Here is a 17582-nt window from a genome sequence, read left to right on the forward strand (position 1 = left end):
CAACTCAGGATAGAGAGAGGGGTCGGCCGGAGAGGTCAATCCTTGACTACTCTTTGCCCTGGTGCGGTCTGCTCTCGACCTATGGCCTATGGTTCCGCAGATATCAAGCGGTTCGAGAATGCCGGCAGCGCGATCGTGAGGCCATCGCTCGGTCCTTGACGCCAGACGGCTCTCACCCTGTCGACGCGGCTGGGAATGCAGTGTGGATAGCTGGAAGGAAAGGTGAACCGCCCGAAGCGATTTTGCGGTTGACAGCCAAGTCTGCTGCAATATGACGGTCTTCCCTTTACCAGCCAAAGCGAAGTGATGAAGTTTGGATCAAGTGGCCTGCGAGGGTTGGCTTCAGAATTAGTCGGGAAACCCAGCGGCCTTTATACGGAGGCTTTCGCTTGGCGTCTCGTTGCCGATGGGGTCCGATCGAAGGGCAAGGTGTTCGTTGGTCGCGACTTGCGCGATAGCAGTCCGACGATCGCCGCCAACTGCATGGCTGCCTTGGCGGCAAGTGGGTTTCAACCGATCGATTGCGGTGCCATTCCAACGCCAGCCTTGGCGTTGTATGCCGGGCAGCATGACGCAGCGGCGCTCATGGTTACGGGTTCGCACATCCCTGCGGACCGCAATGGCATCAAGTTCTATAGCCCGCGGGGCGAGATCACCAAGGCCGATGAAGCCGCTATGGCACACTATGCTGCCGAACGGCTAGACGCCTATTGCCCCCCGCCGCCAATAGGTACGGCTTTGCCGGGGCATCACGACAATGCGATCGCCGCCTATCGCGCGCGCGCTGATGACATCTTGGAGCCTGGGTCCCTTTCGGGCCTGAGGCTCGGCGTCTATCAGCACAGTTCGGTCGCGGCGGATCTTCTGGTGGAGGTTCTCCGATCCTTTGGCGCAGATGTGACACCTGTCGGGAAATCGGAGACCTTCGTACCCGTCGATACCGAAGCCGTTGACGAAACCACAATTGCAAAGTTCAAGGGTTGGGCGCGAGAATTCCACCTCGACGCCATCGTGTCGACCGATGCCGATGCTGATCGGCCACTGATTGCCGACGAGAATGGTGACCTGTTTCGCGGCGACCTGATCGGCCTCGCCACGGCTCTGTTCCTGCGGGCTGACATCGTGGTGACGCCCGTGACTTCGAATTCAGGTATTTCGAAAGCCTTCGGTTTTACGGTTCTGAGAACGAAGGTCGGATCTCCCTTTGTTGTCGAAGCCATGGAAGCCTCACACCACCCCGGGAAAATCGTTGTGGGCTTTGAAGCCAATGGTGGCGTTCTCTTGGGGTCGGACTGTTCGCTACACGGCAAGACATTGACGGCATTGCCGACACGGGATTCACTGCTCCCCATCCTGGCTGTCCTCGGGATGGTCGCATCGACAAGAAAATCGCTGTCAGGTCTGCGCGCGTTGTGGAATCTTCCGGCTTGTGCAAGCGAACGCCTTGAGAATTTCCCGGTGGAGAGTTCGCGCAGCTTGATGCGCCGGCTCGCGGATCGGGCTGCACTGCAGCGATTTCTGGCCCCGTTCGGAACTGTTGCTGAAGTTGACGAGACCGACGGCCTAAGGACACAGATGCTGACTGGCGAGATCATCCATCTGCGGCCGTCCGGCAACGCGCCTGAACTTCGCTGTTATTCGGAGGCAGCAGACCCAGGCAGAGCGAGAGCTATTGTGGCGCTGACGCTCGACAGGGCGCTGGCGATCGCATCCACAAACGAAGCAGAGGTCATTTCATGAAAGTGGTTCCCGTCATCATCAGCGGTGGAGCCGGATCGCGACTATGGCCTGCCTCAAGGCAATCGCACCCCAAGCCTTTTCTTAAAGTGGCGGACGGGCATTCGCTTATTCAGCACACAGTGCTGCGCGCCGCGTCGATTGAGGGCGTGGTGGAACTCGTGGCTGTAACGTCCGGGGACCACCTTTTCCTCACAAAGGACGACTTCGACGAACTGGATTCGGTTGTGTTGCCGCGTACGTTTCTGCTCGAGCCGGAAGGCCGGGATACGGCCGCTGCCGTGGCGGCAGCCACTGTCCATGCCAAGGCAACGCAGGGCCCTGATGCGATTCTTTGCGTCTTCCCGGCCGATCACATGATTGGCAACCTGCCCGCATTTCTAGACGTTATGGGCCGGGCCATCGAATATGCAAAACTGGGGCGGATTGCCACACTGGGCATCAGCCCAACCAGACCGGACACGGCATTCGGCTACATCGAAGCCGATGGTGAGAAAGTCGTCCGCTTCGTTGAAAAGCCGGATCTCGACACAGCCAAGGCCTATGTCGCCTCCAAACGCTTCTTCTGGAACGCGGGGATATTCTGCTTCAGCGCGCAACGCATGCTCGACGAGATGGCTTTGCATTGCCCCGAAGTGATCCAGACGGTTTCCGACAGTTATGAGAACGGCCGATTCAGTCAAGGCGAAGGCTTTGCCAAAATCGAACTCGCGCCCGAGCATTTTGGCTCCGCTCCGCGAATCTCTCTCGATCACGCGGTTATGGAGAAGGCAAACAATCTTGCCGTGGTTCCTTGCGACATGGATTGGAACGACATCGGATCTTGGAACGCCATGGCCGATTTGATCGCTCCTGACGAAAGCGGCAACAGGCTGCGCGGCGATGTTCATATGGTCGACACCACCGGCAGCTATGTAAGTTCCGACAAGCGCGTCATCGGCACGGTCGGGGTCAGCGATCTGGTGATCGTCGATTCTCCCGACGCATTGCTTGTCGCCTCCCGCGATCGCGTTCAAGACGTCAAGAAGTTATTCGAGGGCCTCAAGGCTTCCGGGCATGAGGCGCATTTGGTCCACAGCACCGTACATAGGCCGTGGGGCACCTATACGGTTCTGGAGGAAGGCGAGCGCTTCAAAATCAAACGCATCGAGGTGAAGCCCGGCAGACGTTTGAGCCTGCAAATGCACTACCATCGCTCCGAGCACTGGGTCGTGGTCAGCGGGTCCGCGAAAATAGTCAATGGCGACCAGGAGCTGTTCCTGGCGACAAACGAGTCAACCTACATCCCCTGCGGTCATAAACACAGGCTGGAGAACCCGGGCCGGATTGACCTGGTGATCATTGAAGTGCAAAGCGGCGATTATCTCGGCGAGGACGATATCGTGCGTTTTGACGACGTATACGGCCGCGCCTGACGATCCATTGGCTCACGGTGCTGGGGGCGGCAAAGCCTTAGGGGCTGGGCGGACACAAATCGGATACATCGAGAACATTGATGAAAAAAAAAGCACTGATAACCGGCATCACCGGGCAGGACGGCGCCTATCTGGCGGCATTCCTGCTGGAAAAGGGTTATTCCGTTCACGGCGTAAGGCGCCGCACATCCCTTTTTAATACGGATCGCATCGATCATTTGTATCATGATCCGCATGAAAAGGGTGTAGATCTGACGTTGCATCATGGCGATCTGACTGACTCATCAAGTCTGATGCGGATCATTCAGCTCGTCCAGCCGGATGAGATTTACAATCTGGCGGCACAGAGTCACGTAGCCGTTTCATTTGAGGAACCTGAATACACCGCCAACTCCGACGCTCTAGGGGCGTTGAGAATTTTGGAAGCCATCCGAATTCTCGGCTTGGAGAAGAAGGTCCGTTTCTACCAGGCGTCTACGTCTGAGCTGTACGGGCTCGTGCAAGAGACGCCGCAAAAGGAAACCACGCCATTCTACCCACGGTCTCCTTATGCCGTGGCCAAATTGTATGCATACTGGATTACGATCAATTATCGCGAAGCATACGGCATCTATGCGTGTAACGGCATTCTGTTCAATCACGAGTCCCCAATGCGAGGTGAGACGTTTGTGACGCGTAAGATTACGCGAGCGCTGGCACGGATCAAGCTAGGCATGCAAGAGAAGCTTTACCTGGGTAATCTAGATTCACTGCGCGACTGGGGGCATGCCAAAGACTATGTTGAGATGCAATGGCTTATGTTGCAACAGGAGGCGCCTGAGGATTACGTTATCGCAACTGGCGAGCAGCATTCCGTGCGCGAATTTGTGACCCTGGCGGCTGCGGAACTGGATATTGACGTAAGATGGGAGGGAAAAGGCGTCGACGAGAAAGGGTACGATAACAAAAGCGGTCAGTGTATAGTGGCTGTCGATGCGGCTTACTTTCGGCCGACAGAAGTCGAAACGCTTCTTGGCGACGCCAGTAAAGCTCGAAAGAACCTTGGCTGGGAACCTAGAATTAAATTCACCGAGCTGGTCCAAGAAATGATTCGCGAGGACTTTAAGGGTGCCGAGCAGGAAAAGCTGCTTACAACGCATGGCTATCAACGCTTCACTCGCGCAGAATAACCATGGCACGAATTCCAGTATATGAGCCATACCTCAGCGGAAACGTATCGGCGTATGTCAACGAGTGCTTGACTACGGGTTGGATTTCCTCGCGTGGAGCCTTCATATCCCGATTTGAAAAAGCTTTTGCGGAGTATGTAGGCGCGAAAGAGGCGACAAGCGTGGCAAACGGCACCGTAGCCATCCACCTTGTGCTGGATGCATTGGGCATCGGTGCCGGCGACGAGGTCATCGTTCCAAGCTTCACCTACATAGCGTCGGTCAACACCATTTTGCAGACCGGCGCGACGCCGATCTATGTCGACTCGTTGGAAGACACGCTGCAGGTGGATCCGCAGGCAATACGTGACGCTATAACCCCGAGAACCCGCGCGGTCATGGCGGTGCATTTGTATGGCCATCCTTGTGATATGGATGCGATCTCGGGCCTTTGCCGCGATCACGATCTTTTGCTCATCGAGGACTGCGCGGAAGGCTTCGGGACCCGGTGGAAAGGCCGGCATGTCGGCACGTTTGGTGATGTTGCCACCTTCAGTTTCTTCGGGAACAAGACAATCACAACCGGCGAAGGCGGAATGGTTCTGGCGCGATCGGCTGAGGTGATGGACAAGTGTCGGCGCCTGAAAAGCCAAGGTGTCTCGCCGACCCGCGAATACTGGCACGACATGCTCGCCTACAATTATCGGATGACCAATATCCAGGCGGCGATCGGGCTTGCCCAGATCGAGATGGCTGAAGAGATCATCCACCGCAAGCAGCAGATCGCAGAGATATACCGGACCCGACTGTCCGGGCTTCCCTTGAGGACCCATGATCCCGTGGGCGACGTTAATCATTCGCACTGGATGTGTTCGATTGTCGTTGACCACGTTGAGGATCGAGATCGGTTGCGTGCGCGTCTTGCCGACGACGAAATCGAGACACGCCCGTTTTTCCCCTTAGCCAGCCACATGCCGCACTGTTATTCTGACCGGGCCTTTCCGAATGGCGATAGCGTAAGCAAGCGTGGCATCAATCTGCCGAGCTACCCCGGACTGACCGAGGAACAGTTGAACCGCATATGTTCTTCGATCATCGGTTATTTCGAGGATCGACCGCGGTGACTTTGCGTTAAGGAAATGGCCTGTGAACGAGTATCTTAGGGGCATTTGGGCCGCGCGATATTTTTGGATGCATCTCGCGATGTCCGATCTGCGCGGTCGCTGGAGAAGGTCCTTCTTCGGTGTCCTGTGGTCGATTATCCAGCCTCTGGGCCTAACGATCCTTATCTCCATCGTATTCAGTCGCATCTTCGACGCCGCGATCTCGGAATATGCGCCCTACATTCTCTCCGGGGTCATCATCTGGGAGTACATCGTCTTCAATGTAAGTGGAGGCGCATTGGCTTTCGTCCAAGCCGACGCGTACATCAAGCAGACACGTCACCCGTTAGCGATATATACGCTTCGAAACGTTATTTCCGGGCTTATGGTGCTTGCCCTGGCCAGCATCAGCCTCATCGGTTGGGTGCTTGTCGTTATGCCGCAGAATTTCGGCTGGTCTTGGCTTGCCGCCCTCACGATATTCCCGATCATCGGTCTGATTGTCTGGCCGTGGGCGACGATAATGGCATATTTTTCTGCCCGTTTTCGCGATCTGCCGCATGCGCTTGGCCTGATATTGCAAGCCCTATGGTTTGTCTCACCAATCTATTTCGAGACTTCGGTGTTCCGCAAAGGCAATCTGCATGTCCTTCTGGACTACAATCCGCTTTATCACCTCCTCCAGATCGTACGCGCTCCACTCCTGCATGGTGAATGGCCCGTCGCTGCCAATTACCTGTGGTGCTTCGGGACTATCGCAGTGCTCATGCTGATCGCAGCACTCGTGGGCAGGTCCGCCGAAAAGAGGGTGATCTTCTACCTATGACAAACCGGATTCACCTCGAGTCGGTAAACCTCCATTATGCATCCGTCGGCTTCAGCGAGCGGTCGTTGAAATCCATGCTGGCGTCGCTGGCGACGTTGAACGGAGGAGGCAAGAAGATCGTCGACATCCACGCATTGAAGGATGTTAGTCTGGACATTGGTCCCGGCGAACGCGTTGGCCTTTTAGGACACAATGGGGCCGGCAAGAGCACGTTCCTCAAGATGGTGGCAGGATTATACCCGACATCTTCCGGGAAGCGCGTGGTCGAGGGGACCGTCCGGTCTTTGTTTGACCTGAGTTTGGGTTTCGAGCCTGATGCCACCGGCCGGGAGAACATCCTGTACCGCGGACTTCTCCTTGGTCTCTCGCCCAAATTCATGCGCTCGATAGAGGACGAGGTTGTCGCCTTTGCCGATATCGGGGAGTTTATCGACTATCCGATCAAAACCTATTCCGCTGGCATGCAGGTGCGCCTCGCCTTCGCGATTTCGACAGCGGTCGGCGGTGACATTCTCCTCCTCGACGAGGTGATCGGTGCCGGTGATGCGAATTTTATGGGAAAAGCGCGCAAACGCATCCTGGATCTTGTCGAGCAGGCGGAGATTCTGCTGTTAGCTTCGCATGATTTCAAAACACTGCAATCCATATGCGCAAGGGGAGTTGTATTTCATCACGGCGAAATCATTTTTGACGGCGACATTCTTGGCGCGATCGCAGAATACAATAGGGCAAATGGGATAGCTGCCTAGCCATGGGTCTCAAGCGCTCTTCTCATTCTAGTCTGATACAAGCCCGTTTGAGAAATGCTAAGGTCAGCTAATATACTGGCGCTATCGAAGTTGCTAGAAAGAGAGTCCTATGCGTTTAGAAAAGAGCGTCCGGGTCGACAATGTGCCGCGTGTAATGTGGATCCTCAATCACACTGCGGCCAGAAAATTCGAGATCCCAATGTTGCGGGAACTCGGCTATGAGGTATTTACTCCAAAGATCTATCCAGACGATGCTAATTTCCGAAGCGCTTCCGTCGATTATTCGGAGGATAAAAACTTAACAATCCCGCCGGATGACCTTGCAGTTCTGAATAAGGCTGATTGGTACAGAGGCGCGCCGCGCAAAGCTTGGGAAATCGCCAACAAATATTTTGACATCATGTTCTGCATCGTCTTCGATCCCAAGGGTTTTGAAATTGCCGCCAGGCGGTTCCAGGGAGCAATGCTCTGGCGTACCTATGGCTTGGCGGGCAACAATACTTATTCGAAGATCATCGAAACAATGCCATTCTACCAAGGTGTTTACACTGCAATCCAGGCCCTTGGAAAACGCTTCTGGTTTACCGAAGGCTATCCTCATCTGCATAAAGTCGAGCCTGATTATCTTGCATCTAAGACCGTGTTTCTGCCACTAGGTATGGGCGGGGCAAGTGATCCGATCTCGGCGGAATGGAACGGCGGTGACCGGCGCATCCTGTTCATCTGCCCCGACATTGGTTTTAACCAAGCCTATGTAGAGATATTCCAGAAATTTAAGAAAGACTTCCGTGGGTTTCCCTATGCAATCGGCGGCGCGCAATCGGTCAAGACGACAGACCCAAGCGTGCTGGGTTATCTGCCGATCGAGGAACATCGCAGAAATATGCGCGAGATGCGCGTGATGTTCTATCACAGCCAAGAACCTAACCATATTCACTTCCACCCGTTCGAGGCGATTAAAGCTGGGATGCCGCTTGTATTCATGGGTGGCGGCATTCTCGATATGTTCGGTGGTAAGAAATTGCCCGGCCGTTGCGCAACTATCGAGGAGGCGAGAAAAAAAATTGACCGCATCCTCAAGGATGACTGGAAACTGATTAATAAGATACGTGAGAGCCAAGCGGTCCTGCTCGATCCGATGAAGGCAGAGAACTGTACCGGGTTCTGGCGTCAAGGCATGGAGAAGGTATTCACCAAGCTTGCAGAATCGCGAGCTGATGCGGAGGAATTGGAACCGCTGCCCAAGCGCATTGCTGTGCTGACCGACAAGAATTCCATAGCCAAGGCTCGCGCTTTGGCCTTGGCGCTGGAGGAAGGGGCCAAACTCGCCAATGAGGATGTGGAAATAGTTCTCACCATCGAACGCAGCAAGCGGGCTTATTCGAGTAAACCGATTGAAAAGGAAGAGTTCGACGTGCCCGTAAGGGAATTCTCATGGCGTGCGCTTGACCGGGAAGCTGCCAATCGGGCGCTTGTTTATGCCGGTGCTGCGCGACCTTTGACATTAAATAGTTATCTCATCCCTGATGACGGCATCAATCATTTGCAGGATTGTGATCTCTGGGTGGTTGTCGCGTCAGAAGTCAGCACACCGATCCTGCCAATTCGTCCGATTGTTCTAGCTCCAGACACGATAGCGCCACGTTTCCGCCCAGGCCCGCAAGAAATCGTTAAGATGGGGCAGTTTGGGTTAACGCTTGCACCCGAAGCCGTCATCGTCGACAGCCAGTTTGCAAGTGAGGAGCTGATTCACTGCGAGGGGGTCTCCGCCAGGAATGTCCATGTTTTGCCACCTTTGCCAACAATCGAGGTTGCTCCAGCCTTGGATGTGGGTGAGGAGGCAAAAGCGTTTGTCTGGGTGCTGCACCCACTTTCAATCGCCAACATCGATCGTGCTGCGGAAGCGCTTGCAATTTACTATCATGAGATGAGCGGCAAGCTGAAATGCAATATTCTTCTCTCGGAGGCATACCAGACGAAATTGACCGACGATGATATCAGCAATGTCAAACGCAACCTTACGAAGGCGATGCGCCGATGGAATATTCCGCGCAGGCGTTACTCGATCTCTGAATTGTTGTCCGAAAGGCAGCTCCGGCGGGTCATCAAGGAGTCGGCTTTCCTATGGCGCCCAGGCAAACTCGACAGTGACATTACGACCATAACCATTGCCCGGGCCTTTAGAAAGCGTGTTGTTGCGGCACATTGCCCGGTGTTGAAAGAATATGCTGGAAATCTCGGGTTTAACATTACCTGGACCGATGACGAAGACCCGAACTCTATGGCAGGGAACATTTGCGAACCCGCTCGGGACCATTCTTTGCCGCTTGCACCATTCAAAGGGCGTGAGATGTCGATTGAGGATTGCGCGCGCGATTATTGGAACGTCATTTCAGAATGCCTGTAACCAAATACGGAATATATTTGGCCTATGGGCCACGGATCGAGTTGCGCAATGAAGGCCTTGGCCGTCACCTTGCCGAATTTCTGCGCGCCTCCCTTAGGCGTGATGACGTCGAGTTTGTAATCGCAGCGCCGAGCTGGATGAGGGATCATCTCAGAGATCTGATGGATGGTTTCGGGGTCAGTGAAGGCCAATACGAAATACTCGGTCCGACGCAGAGTTCCCTTTCATGGTCAGCCTTTCAGACAGGAACGAGAGTGAGGAAATGGTTGTCTCGCGTCCGCAAGAAGGATGACGTAAAAAAAGGGGGGCTGCTTCTTCGGATCAAGTTTGCTGGTATTCGCTTGGTGTCCCGAGTGACCCGCTATCTCATGCGAACGCGAAATCCGCTAGTGTTCGTTGCTACTGTCATTCTCGCGCTTAGCTTACTGCCGTTCGCCGCGCTGATCTATCTGCTGCGCAATACTGTTCTGAAGGGGGTTGGCCGTCTCAGGCGCAGTTCTACTTTGCGCAGAATGCTGGGGACCACGCAACCTGCGAAACCCCGCATCTTTGGGCTACTTGGCCGAATGCGGCATCATCTCTATCAAACGATGTGTGACGAAGAAGCCCGGCTTGTCGCTGAAATGGCAAACAGGCGGGATGATATTTCGGCCTGGTATTGCCCGACAGCGTTCTGGCCGCAATTCAATCTGATTGAAAAGCCGCGTTTGACGTGCGTTCCCGACGTAGTGTTCACCGGCTTCCCGGTCGGGTTTGCTACGGATGAACCGGCGGCAGATCAATTGTTTAATAATTTCCGGCGCATCGAATCAATTATCGACGCGGGCCATGCCTTTGTCACCTACAGTAAGCACGTGAAGCAGAAGACGCTGGTGGAAAGGTTTCAGGTCAAGGGATCGTCGGTTCACGTTGTGCCGCATGGCGCAAACCGGCTCGATGAGCTGATCACAGTGACTGGTTTTGCAGATAACAGGAAAGCCAGCGATGCATTGAGCGCGCAATATTTCTGGTCAGCAACCTCGAAGGCGACCAACAACTGGAATGGCGTGAGGTTTTCTTCTGGCGATCTTGGTTTTGTGTTTTATGCAAGTCAGTTTCGACCGAACAAGAATGTCGTCACTCTGTTGAAGGCGTATCGCTGGCTCCGACGCGAGAAGCTGTTGCGTTACAAGCTTATTCTTACTGGAGCTTGGCAGGCGGACAGGGAAGTCAACAGGTATTTGACTGAAAACAACCTACACGATGATGTCCTGTGTTTACGTAATCTCACCGAGCGGGAACTGGCCGCGTGCTATAACCGCGCTGTCCTCGCTGTGAACCCGAGCTTGTCAGAAGGTGGGATGCCGTTCACGTTTACAGAAGCAGTGTCGGTCGGGACCCCAGTTGTCATGGCAGACATCCCTGTCACTAAGGAAATCCTGACCGACAAAGTGGTGCATCAAAAGACAGTATTTAATCCCGAGAGTTGGACGGCGATGGCCGAAAAAATCGAATGGGCGATCCAGCACAAGGATAGCCTCTACAAAATCCAGAGAGCATTCTACGATGAGGTTTTGGTGAACCGTACGTGGGACCATGTTGTCGCCGACTATATTGACATTCTGAACGACATGGCTGGCAAGCCGTTTTCATATACGCCTGAGATTGTCGAACGACTCAATGAAGCTGTTTAAGCCCCTGACACAGTGCCGACGGACCTCGGGCAGATCAAAAGCAGAGCAGAAAGGCATGACGCCGTCACTATGAGCAAAGGCCTTTTCATTCTGGGCTTTGGCGGCCATGCGCGCAGCGTAGGAGACATAGCCTTATCGACAGGGTTCGATGATTTGATTTTCATCGATGACCAGGCAAAGGCCGGTGAGGAATTTGCGGGCTTTCCTGCTGTCGCTGTTCTTCCCAGCAATGCCTCCGGCGCCGGTTGGTTCATGTTTCCGGGCTCGGGTGACAATGCGCGGCGACGCGCGCAATGCGGGAGCGCGCTTGTTCCTCTTGCGATGCTCGTCGCACCGACTGCCTCTGTCGGGAGGCAATGTGAGATCGGGCAAGGCTCACTGGTCGCTCATCAGGCCCATATAGGACCGCTTACAAAGGTTGGCCGGGGCGTCATCATCAATAGCGGCGCAGTCGTTGACCACGAATGCGTGATCGGTGATTTTTCTCATATATCCGTCAATGCGACCGTTGCAGGCCGTTGCCGAATAGGCACACAGGTTCTGGTTGGCGCAGGTGCGACCGTGATTGATCGGCTCAGCATATGCGACAATGTCATCATCGGCGCTGGCGCAACGGTCGTCCGAGACATTGAAGTGCCCGGCGTGTATACAGGCACGCCGGCCCGTCGAGCCCACGGCTAGACAGCGCCAGCCGCTTTCCTTTCAGGCTCGAACAGAAAAAACGGTCCGATTCATGAAAATCGGCATTGATGCCCGCAACCTTGTCCACAATCTCACAGGCATCGGCCGCTATGTGCTGGAGATGTGCCGTGGGTTGGCGGAAGCCGGTCACGAAATCTTTCTGTATCTCCCGGAGCGACCGGTCTCGGATATTTCTCGTCTATCGGGCGGAACGTTTCGGATATCTGGTCATGCAGGCAATTTCAGGCGCATGGTTTGGGGTCAAACCATCTTACCCAAACAGGCAGCCCGCGACAAAATCGACATCTTTTGGGGCCCTGCCCACAGATTGCCCTTTAGCTTGGATCCGGATATTCCCCGCGTTGTGACCATTCACGATCTCGTATGGCACCATGCGGCATCGACAATGCGTTTGCAGGGCTGGCTCGGCGATCGCTTCCTCATGCGACCTGCAGTATTTTCATCGGATAAGATCGTCGCAGTCTCGCGCGCTACGGCCGATGCCATTCGAATGCTGTATCCACAGGTCTCCAAGAAACTGCACGTGGTGTACCCTGGAGTGACGCGCCTGGAGGATGGCGGGACCAACAGCGTGCTTGCGGACAAAGGCATCGACCGCGATTACGCCCTTTTTGTCGGCACACTTGAACCACGCAAGAACTTGCCAAATCTCCTGGAAGCATATGCGCTGCTTCCGGAGCCTGTCAGGAAAAATCTGCTGCTCGTCATAGCGGGGGGGCAGGGGTGGCGTCTCGGCGACCTGCGCGAGCGCATGGTGCGCCTCGAAATCGAATCGGATGTGCGACTTACGGGATATGTCACGGACAGCGATCTCGCTGTCCTCTATCGCCGAGCGAAGTTTCTTGTCATGCCGTCATTATACGAAGGTTTTGGATTTCCAATTATCGAAGCAAATGCGGTTGGGGTGCCTGTTGTAACTTCAAACATGTCTTCCATGCCCGAGGTGGCTGGCGAAGCTGCCCTTCTTGTTGACCCGACCAACGTCCAGGATATCTCCGCCGCGATGGGCCGGTTGGCACTCGACAATGCGTTGCGCTCGCGGCTGGCTGAGAAAGCGCCCCTGAACGCGCTCCGATTCGACTGGAGAAAAAGCGCCTTGGACCTGGTCGCAGTGTTCGAATTGGCCATAACCGCAAGAAGGCGCTGACGTGGAAGGTATGCTTCAGATTTTTGAACTGGCCATCGAGCGAAGACGGAAGACCAATCTTTGAAAGTGCTGCACTTCTTCAAGACATACTGGCCCGACACCTTTGGCGGGGTGGAGCGGACGATACATGCCATCGCTCAAAGCACCGCCAGCCGCGGCATCGAAACCGAAGTGCTCTCCTTGAGCCGTGCTCCGAACGAGAACACGCAGCATCTCGACGGGCACATGGCCCGAAAAGCCAGGCTGGATTTCGAACTGGCGTCGACCGGGTTTTCGCTTGACGTCTTTCGGAAGTTCGGAGCGCTCGCCGGGAAAGCCGACCTCATACATTACCATTTCCCATGGCCACTCATGGACATGGTGCATTTTCAATCCCGTCATGGCAAACCGACCGTCGTCACCTACCATTCCGACATCGTCAAACAGAGGCTTTTGCTGCCTCTTTATCGGCCGCTGATGCTGCGCTTCCTCAGGGATGTGGACGCTGTCGTCGCGACATCTCCGGACTATTTGAAATCGAGCCCCGTTCTCAGAGCCTTGGAGGGCAAATCGGCGATCATCCCAATCGGCATAAATGAAACCGATTATCCCACGCCGACCGAAGCCGACAACAGATGGTGCCAAGCGGCGGTGACGGAGCCTTTCGTGCTCTTCGTCGGCGTCTTGCGCTACTACAAGGGGCTGGACGTGCTGATTCAGGCGGCCGACAAAGTCAGGTGCAAGATCGTTATTGCCGGATCAGGGCCTATCGAAGAGCGCCTGAAGCTTCAGGCCAAGACGTTGCGTCGCAACAATGTGATATTCCTCGGCGAGGTGGCCGAGCGGCACAAGATGGCGCTCCTCCACAACTGCCTGGGGTTCGTTTTTCCGTCAAACCAGAGGTCGGAAGCCTACGGGCTTTCTCTCGTCGAGGCGGCGATGTGCGGTAAACCGATGATCTCTTGCGAGATCGGAACGGGAACAAGTTATGTGAATAAAGCCGGCGAGACCGGGCTGGTCGTACCGCCTTCCGATCCAGCACGCCTTGCCGAAGCCATCAACCAGGTCGTCGATTCGCCGGTCGAGGCAGCGAACTGGGGGCGAGCTGCTCGCGATCGCTATGTTCGCCTCTTTACAGCTGACAGGATGGGAACAGCATACGCCGAACTCTATCACCAACTCGATAACCGCCGACGCTGAAATACGGCTTCGCGCTGTGGCAGCCGGTGAATCCCCCGCGGGTTGATAGTTGTTGATGCAGTCAAAGCCCGTCAGGTCACCTGCTCAGGAGACGACGAACCACCTCCCGCGCCGACTTCTGCAGTACCGGCGCACTCCATCCAAACACGGAGGCAAACTTCGCGCTCGACAGCCGTGAATTGGCGGGGCGGCGCGCCTTGGTCGGATAGTCCGTCGCAGCAATATCGCGCACCCGCGCCGAGGGGCCACCGAGCCCACCGCTTGTGTCCAGGATATGGCGGGCGAAGCCGCTCCAGTTGGTCTCGCCCGTGCCGGCCAGATGATAGATGCCCCACGCGGCGAAATCCTCGTTGCGTTGCAGCCGTGCTGCCGCATGCAGGATCGCGTCGGCGATATCAAGCGCGGAAGTGGGATTTCCCCATTGGTCGGCCACAACCGGTATCTCGTCGCGATCGCTGGCCAGCCTCAGCATGGTTTTGGCGAAATTCTTGCCGAACGGGCTGTAGACCCACGCCGTGCGCAAGATCAGGTGGCGCGGATTGGCTGATGCCACCGCCTGTTCGCCGGCAAGCTTGGAGGCGCCGTAGACGCCAATCGGCGCGGTCGCGTCGGTTTCCAAATAGGGACCGTTCTTGGTGCCGTCGAAGACATAATCGGTCGACAGATGGATGACGGGCACGCCAAGCCGAGCCGCCGCCTGCGCCACCTCGCCGGCGCCGGCGGCGTTCACCGCAAAGGCGAGCTCGGGTTCGTCCTCGGCCTGGTCCACCGCCGTGTAGGCGGCGGCCGACACGACGATATCGGGCTTAGCGGCGGTGATGGCCTCGATCACAGTCCCGCGCCGCGCGAGGTCGAGTTGCGGCCGGCCGATGGCGATGACCTTGACGTCTTCGCGCCCAGCCTCCAGAAGGCTTGCCGCAACCTGGCCCTCGCGTCCGGTGACAACGAGCCTCACACCGCCTCCTTGCGCGCTTCGCCCAGTCTTTCGCCGGCATAGCGCTGTTCGCGGATCGGTCCCCACCACCATTTGTTGTCCAGGTACCAGTCGACCGTCCTTGCCAGGCCGCTGTCGAAATTCTCCCTCGGCGTCCAGCCGAGCTCGCGGCCAATCTTGGACGCGTCGATGGCGTAGCGGCGATCATGGCCGGGACGGTCGGTGACGAAAGAGATCAGGTCGCGATAGCTTTTGCCGGCGGCCCGGGGGCGCCTGGCGTCGAGCAGATCGCAGATCGTCTCGACGACACCCAGATTGGTGCGTTCCGAATTGCCGCCGACATTGTAGCTCTCGCCCGGCTGCCCCTTGGTGGCGATCAGTTCCAGCGCGCGCGCATGGTCCTCGACGAACAGCCAGTCACGCACATTGGCGCCGGCGCCGTAGACCGGCAGCGGCTTCTCGTCGAGCGCGTTGAGGATGACCAGCGGGATCAGCTTTTCGGGAAAATGGTAGGGCCCGTAATTGTTCGAACAATTGGACAGCACCACCGGCAGGCCATAGGTCTCGTGCCAGGCACGCACCAGGTGGTCGGAGGCCGCCTTGGAGGCGGAATAGGGCGAAGACGGCGCGTAAGGCGTCTCTTCCACGAACATGCCGCCATCGAAGGGCAGGTCGCCGAACACCTCGTCGGTCGAGACGTGATGGAAGCGGAAACGGCCCTTCCTGTCGTCGGAAAGGCCGCGCCAGTATTCCAGCGCTGCATTGAGGATCCGGTAGGTGCCGACGATGTTGGTCTCGATGAAGGCGCCCGGCCCATCGATCGAGCGGTCGACATGGCTCTCTGCGGCGAGGTTCATGACGACGTCGATATCGTCGCGGCGCAATATGTCGAACACCGCCCTCTCGTCGCAGATGTCGGCATGGGCGAAGCTGTAATTTCGTGCATTCTCGATCGGCCGCAGCGAGGCCAGGTTGCCGGCATAGGTCAGCTTGTCGAGATTGGTCACCCGGTAGGCCGGGTTGGCGCACAGATGCCGGCACACCGCCGAACCGATGAAGCCGGCCCCGCCCGTCACCAGAAAGTTCATGCTGCTGGCCCCCTGCATCTGGCAATGTTCATCAGGCAAACACCTCGGCGGCGGCGAGCAGCGGCGCCTTGAGGTCCTTGTCAGAAAGCTGGAAGCCGCCAGCCGGCGGCGGCCATTCGATACCGATGGCCGGATCGTCGAAACGGATCGAGCGGTCGTGTTCGGGCGAATAGGTGTCGGTCACCTTGTACAGCACCTCGGTATGGGGCACGAGCGTCATGAAGCCGTGGGCGAAGCCCTTGGGCACCAGGATCTGGTTGCCCTTCTCGGCCGAGACCTCGAGGACAACCCATTTTCCGAATGTCGGCGAGGAGCGGCGGATATCAACCGCGACATCCAGGACGCTGCCCCTGACAACGCGCAGCAGCTTGTCCTGGGCACGTGGCGGCAACTGATAGTGCAATCCCCTGACGACACCGGCCGCGGCGGAATAGGAGTGATTGTCCTGGACAAAGGCGAGTTCGAGGCCGGCCTCGGCGAAGCGTGCGGCGTTCCAGGTTTCGGTGAAGTAGCCACGGGCATCGCCGTGCCGCTTCGGAATGATTTCGAGCAGACCTTCGATGCCAAGGGGTCTCACCTCCAGCATCTAGTCCTCCGACAACTCGACCACGCGACGGCGCAGATAAGCGGCATATTCATTTTTTCCCAAGCGGGTTGCCCGCTGCAACACTTCATCGGCCCTCAGCCAGCCCTGTTCGAAGGCGATTTCCTCCGGACAGGCGACCTTGATGCCCTGGCGACGTTCGATTGTACGCACGAACGAAGAAGCATCGTCCAGGCTGTCGTGAGTGCCGGTATCGAGCCAGGCATAGCCGCGCCCCAACCGATGCACCTGCAACTGGCCACGCTCGAGATAGGCATTGTTGACCGCCGTGATTTCGAGCTCGCCTCGAGCCGAGGGCCGAATCCTTGAGGCGATATCGACAACCTGGTTGTCGTAGAAATAAAGGCCGGTGACGGCCCAGTTGGATTTCGGCTTCTGTGGTTTTTCCTCAATCGTGAGCGCGGTTCCAGTGGTCTTGTCGAAGGACACCACGCCATAGCGCTCCGGATCCTCGACATGGTAGGCGAACACCGAAGCGCCGCTTTCGCGCGATGCCGCGGTGCGGCAAAGCTTGGACAATCCGTCGCCAAAATAGATGTTGTCGCCCAGTATCATCGAAACGCTGTCCGCGCCGATGAAATCGCGGCCGATAATGAACGCTTCCGCAAGCCCGTTGGGCTGCGGCTGCTCGGCGTAGGACAACTCAAGCCCGAATTCCGATCCATCGCCCAACAGCTCGCGGAAAACCGGCAGGTCCCGCGGCGTGGATATGACCAGAATCTCTCGAATCCCCGCAAGCATCAAAACGCTCAGCGGGTAATAGATCATCGGCTTGTCGTATACCGGGAGGATTTGCTTGGAGACCGCCAACGTTAGCGGATAAAGGCGCGTTCCACTGCCTCCAGCAAGGATAATTCCTTTCAAGAAACT

General features: G+C 56.6%; 15 protein-coding genes. 11 read left to right on the forward strand and 4 right to left on the reverse strand.

Annotated elements, in window-relative coordinates; translation table 11 throughout:
- The first annotated feature begins 306 nt into the window (after positions 1–306).
- The 11 genes from FJ972_RS22340 to FJ972_RS22390 all read left to right on the forward strand — a co-directional run bounded on the left by FJ972_RS22340 (position 307) and on the right by FJ972_RS22390 (position 14086).
- The gene (locus tag FJ972_RS22340) at positions 307–1740 is read left to right on the forward strand and encodes a phosphomannomutase (protein WP_140520767.1); all 1434 of its coding nucleotides are present in this window, start codon (positions 307–309) and stop codon (positions 1738–1740) included.
- Positions 1737–3152, forward strand: a complete 1416-nt coding sequence (locus FJ972_RS22345) for a mannose-1-phosphate guanylyltransferase/mannose-6-phosphate isomerase (RefSeq protein WP_140520768.1) — start codon at positions 1737–1739, stop codon at positions 3150–3152. Before FJ972_RS22340 ends, FJ972_RS22345 begins: the two co-directional genes overlap by 4 nt.
- A gap of 80 nt (positions 3153–3232) precedes the next feature.
- A complete protein-coding gene (gene gmd, locus FJ972_RS22350; RefSeq protein ID WP_140494852.1) occupies positions 3233–4321 on the forward strand; it encodes a GDP-mannose 4,6-dehydratase in 1089 nt (362 codons plus the stop codon).
- Positions 4322–4323: 2 nt separating this feature from the next.
- Positions 4324–5424, forward strand: coding sequence for a DegT/DnrJ/EryC1/StrS family aminotransferase (locus FJ972_RS22355; protein ID WP_140520769.1), 1101 nt, complete (start codon positions 4324–4326; stop codon positions 5422–5424).
- 67 nt (positions 5425–5491) lie between these two features.
- Entirely contained in the window at positions 5492–6229 is a 738-nt protein-coding gene (locus tag FJ972_RS22360; protein WP_140495057.1) for an ABC transporter permease, read from the forward strand.
- Positions 6226–6978, forward strand: a complete 753-nt coding sequence (locus tag FJ972_RS22365; protein WP_140520770.1) for an ABC transporter ATP-binding protein — start codon at positions 6226–6228, stop codon at positions 6976–6978. Before FJ972_RS22360 ends, FJ972_RS22365 begins: the two co-directional genes overlap by 4 nt.
- A gap of 109 nt (positions 6979–7087) precedes the next feature.
- A complete protein-coding gene (locus FJ972_RS22370) occupies positions 7088–9385 on the forward strand; it encodes a glycosytransferase (protein WP_140520771.1) in 2298 nt (765 codons plus the stop codon).
- Complete coding sequence (locus FJ972_RS22375; RefSeq protein WP_140520772.1) at positions 9376–11058, forward strand: glycosyltransferase; 1683 nt, start codon at positions 9376–9378, stop codon at positions 11056–11058. Before FJ972_RS22370 ends, FJ972_RS22375 begins: the two co-directional genes overlap by 10 nt.
- Before the next feature lie 69 nt (positions 11059–11127).
- A complete protein-coding gene (locus FJ972_RS22380; protein WP_140520773.1) occupies positions 11128–11739 on the forward strand; it encodes a NeuD/PglB/VioB family sugar acetyltransferase in 612 nt (203 codons plus the stop codon).
- A gap of 52 nt (positions 11740–11791) precedes the next feature.
- On the forward strand, positions 11792–12907 hold the full coding sequence (locus FJ972_RS22385) for a glycosyltransferase family 4 protein (protein ID WP_140520774.1): 1116 nt from the start codon (positions 11792–11794) through the stop codon (positions 12905–12907).
- Positions 12908–12967: 60 nt separating this feature from the next.
- Positions 12968–14086 carry a glycosyltransferase gene (locus FJ972_RS22390; RefSeq protein ID WP_140520775.1) on the forward strand — a complete coding sequence of 373 codons (1119 nt, stop codon included), beginning with the start codon at positions 12968–12970 and terminating at the stop codon, positions 14084–14086.
- Positions 14087–14162: 76 nt separating this feature from the next.
- On the opposite strand, the gene rfbD is transcribed toward FJ972_RS22390, so the two are convergent.
- From rfbD to rfbA, 4 genes are read right to left on the reverse strand one after another with little or no spacing between them, the layout of a single operon-like run.
- On the reverse strand, positions 14163–15041 hold the full coding sequence (gene rfbD, locus FJ972_RS22395) for a dTDP-4-dehydrorhamnose reductase (RefSeq protein ID WP_140520776.1): 879 nt from the start codon (positions 15039–15041) through the stop codon (positions 14163–14165).
- Complete coding sequence (gene rfbB, locus FJ972_RS22400; protein ID WP_140520777.1) at positions 15038–16108, reverse strand: dTDP-glucose 4,6-dehydratase; 1071 nt, start codon at positions 16106–16108, stop codon at positions 15038–15040. Before rfbB ends, rfbD begins: the two co-directional genes overlap by 4 nt.
- Before the next feature lie 31 nt (positions 16109–16139).
- Entirely contained in the window at positions 16140–16694 is a 555-nt protein-coding gene (rfbC, locus tag FJ972_RS22405; protein ID WP_140520778.1) for a dTDP-4-dehydrorhamnose 3,5-epimerase, read from the reverse strand.
- Positions 16695–17576, reverse strand: coding sequence for a glucose-1-phosphate thymidylyltransferase RfbA (rfbA, locus tag FJ972_RS22410; RefSeq protein WP_140514965.1), 882 nt, complete (start codon positions 17574–17576; stop codon positions 16695–16697).
- Positions 17577–17582: the final 6 nt, after the last annotated feature.

It is taken from the genome of Mesorhizobium sp. B2-1-1 (assembly GCF_006442975.2).
Classification (GTDB): domain Bacteria; phylum Pseudomonadota; class Alphaproteobacteria; order Rhizobiales; family Rhizobiaceae; genus Mesorhizobium.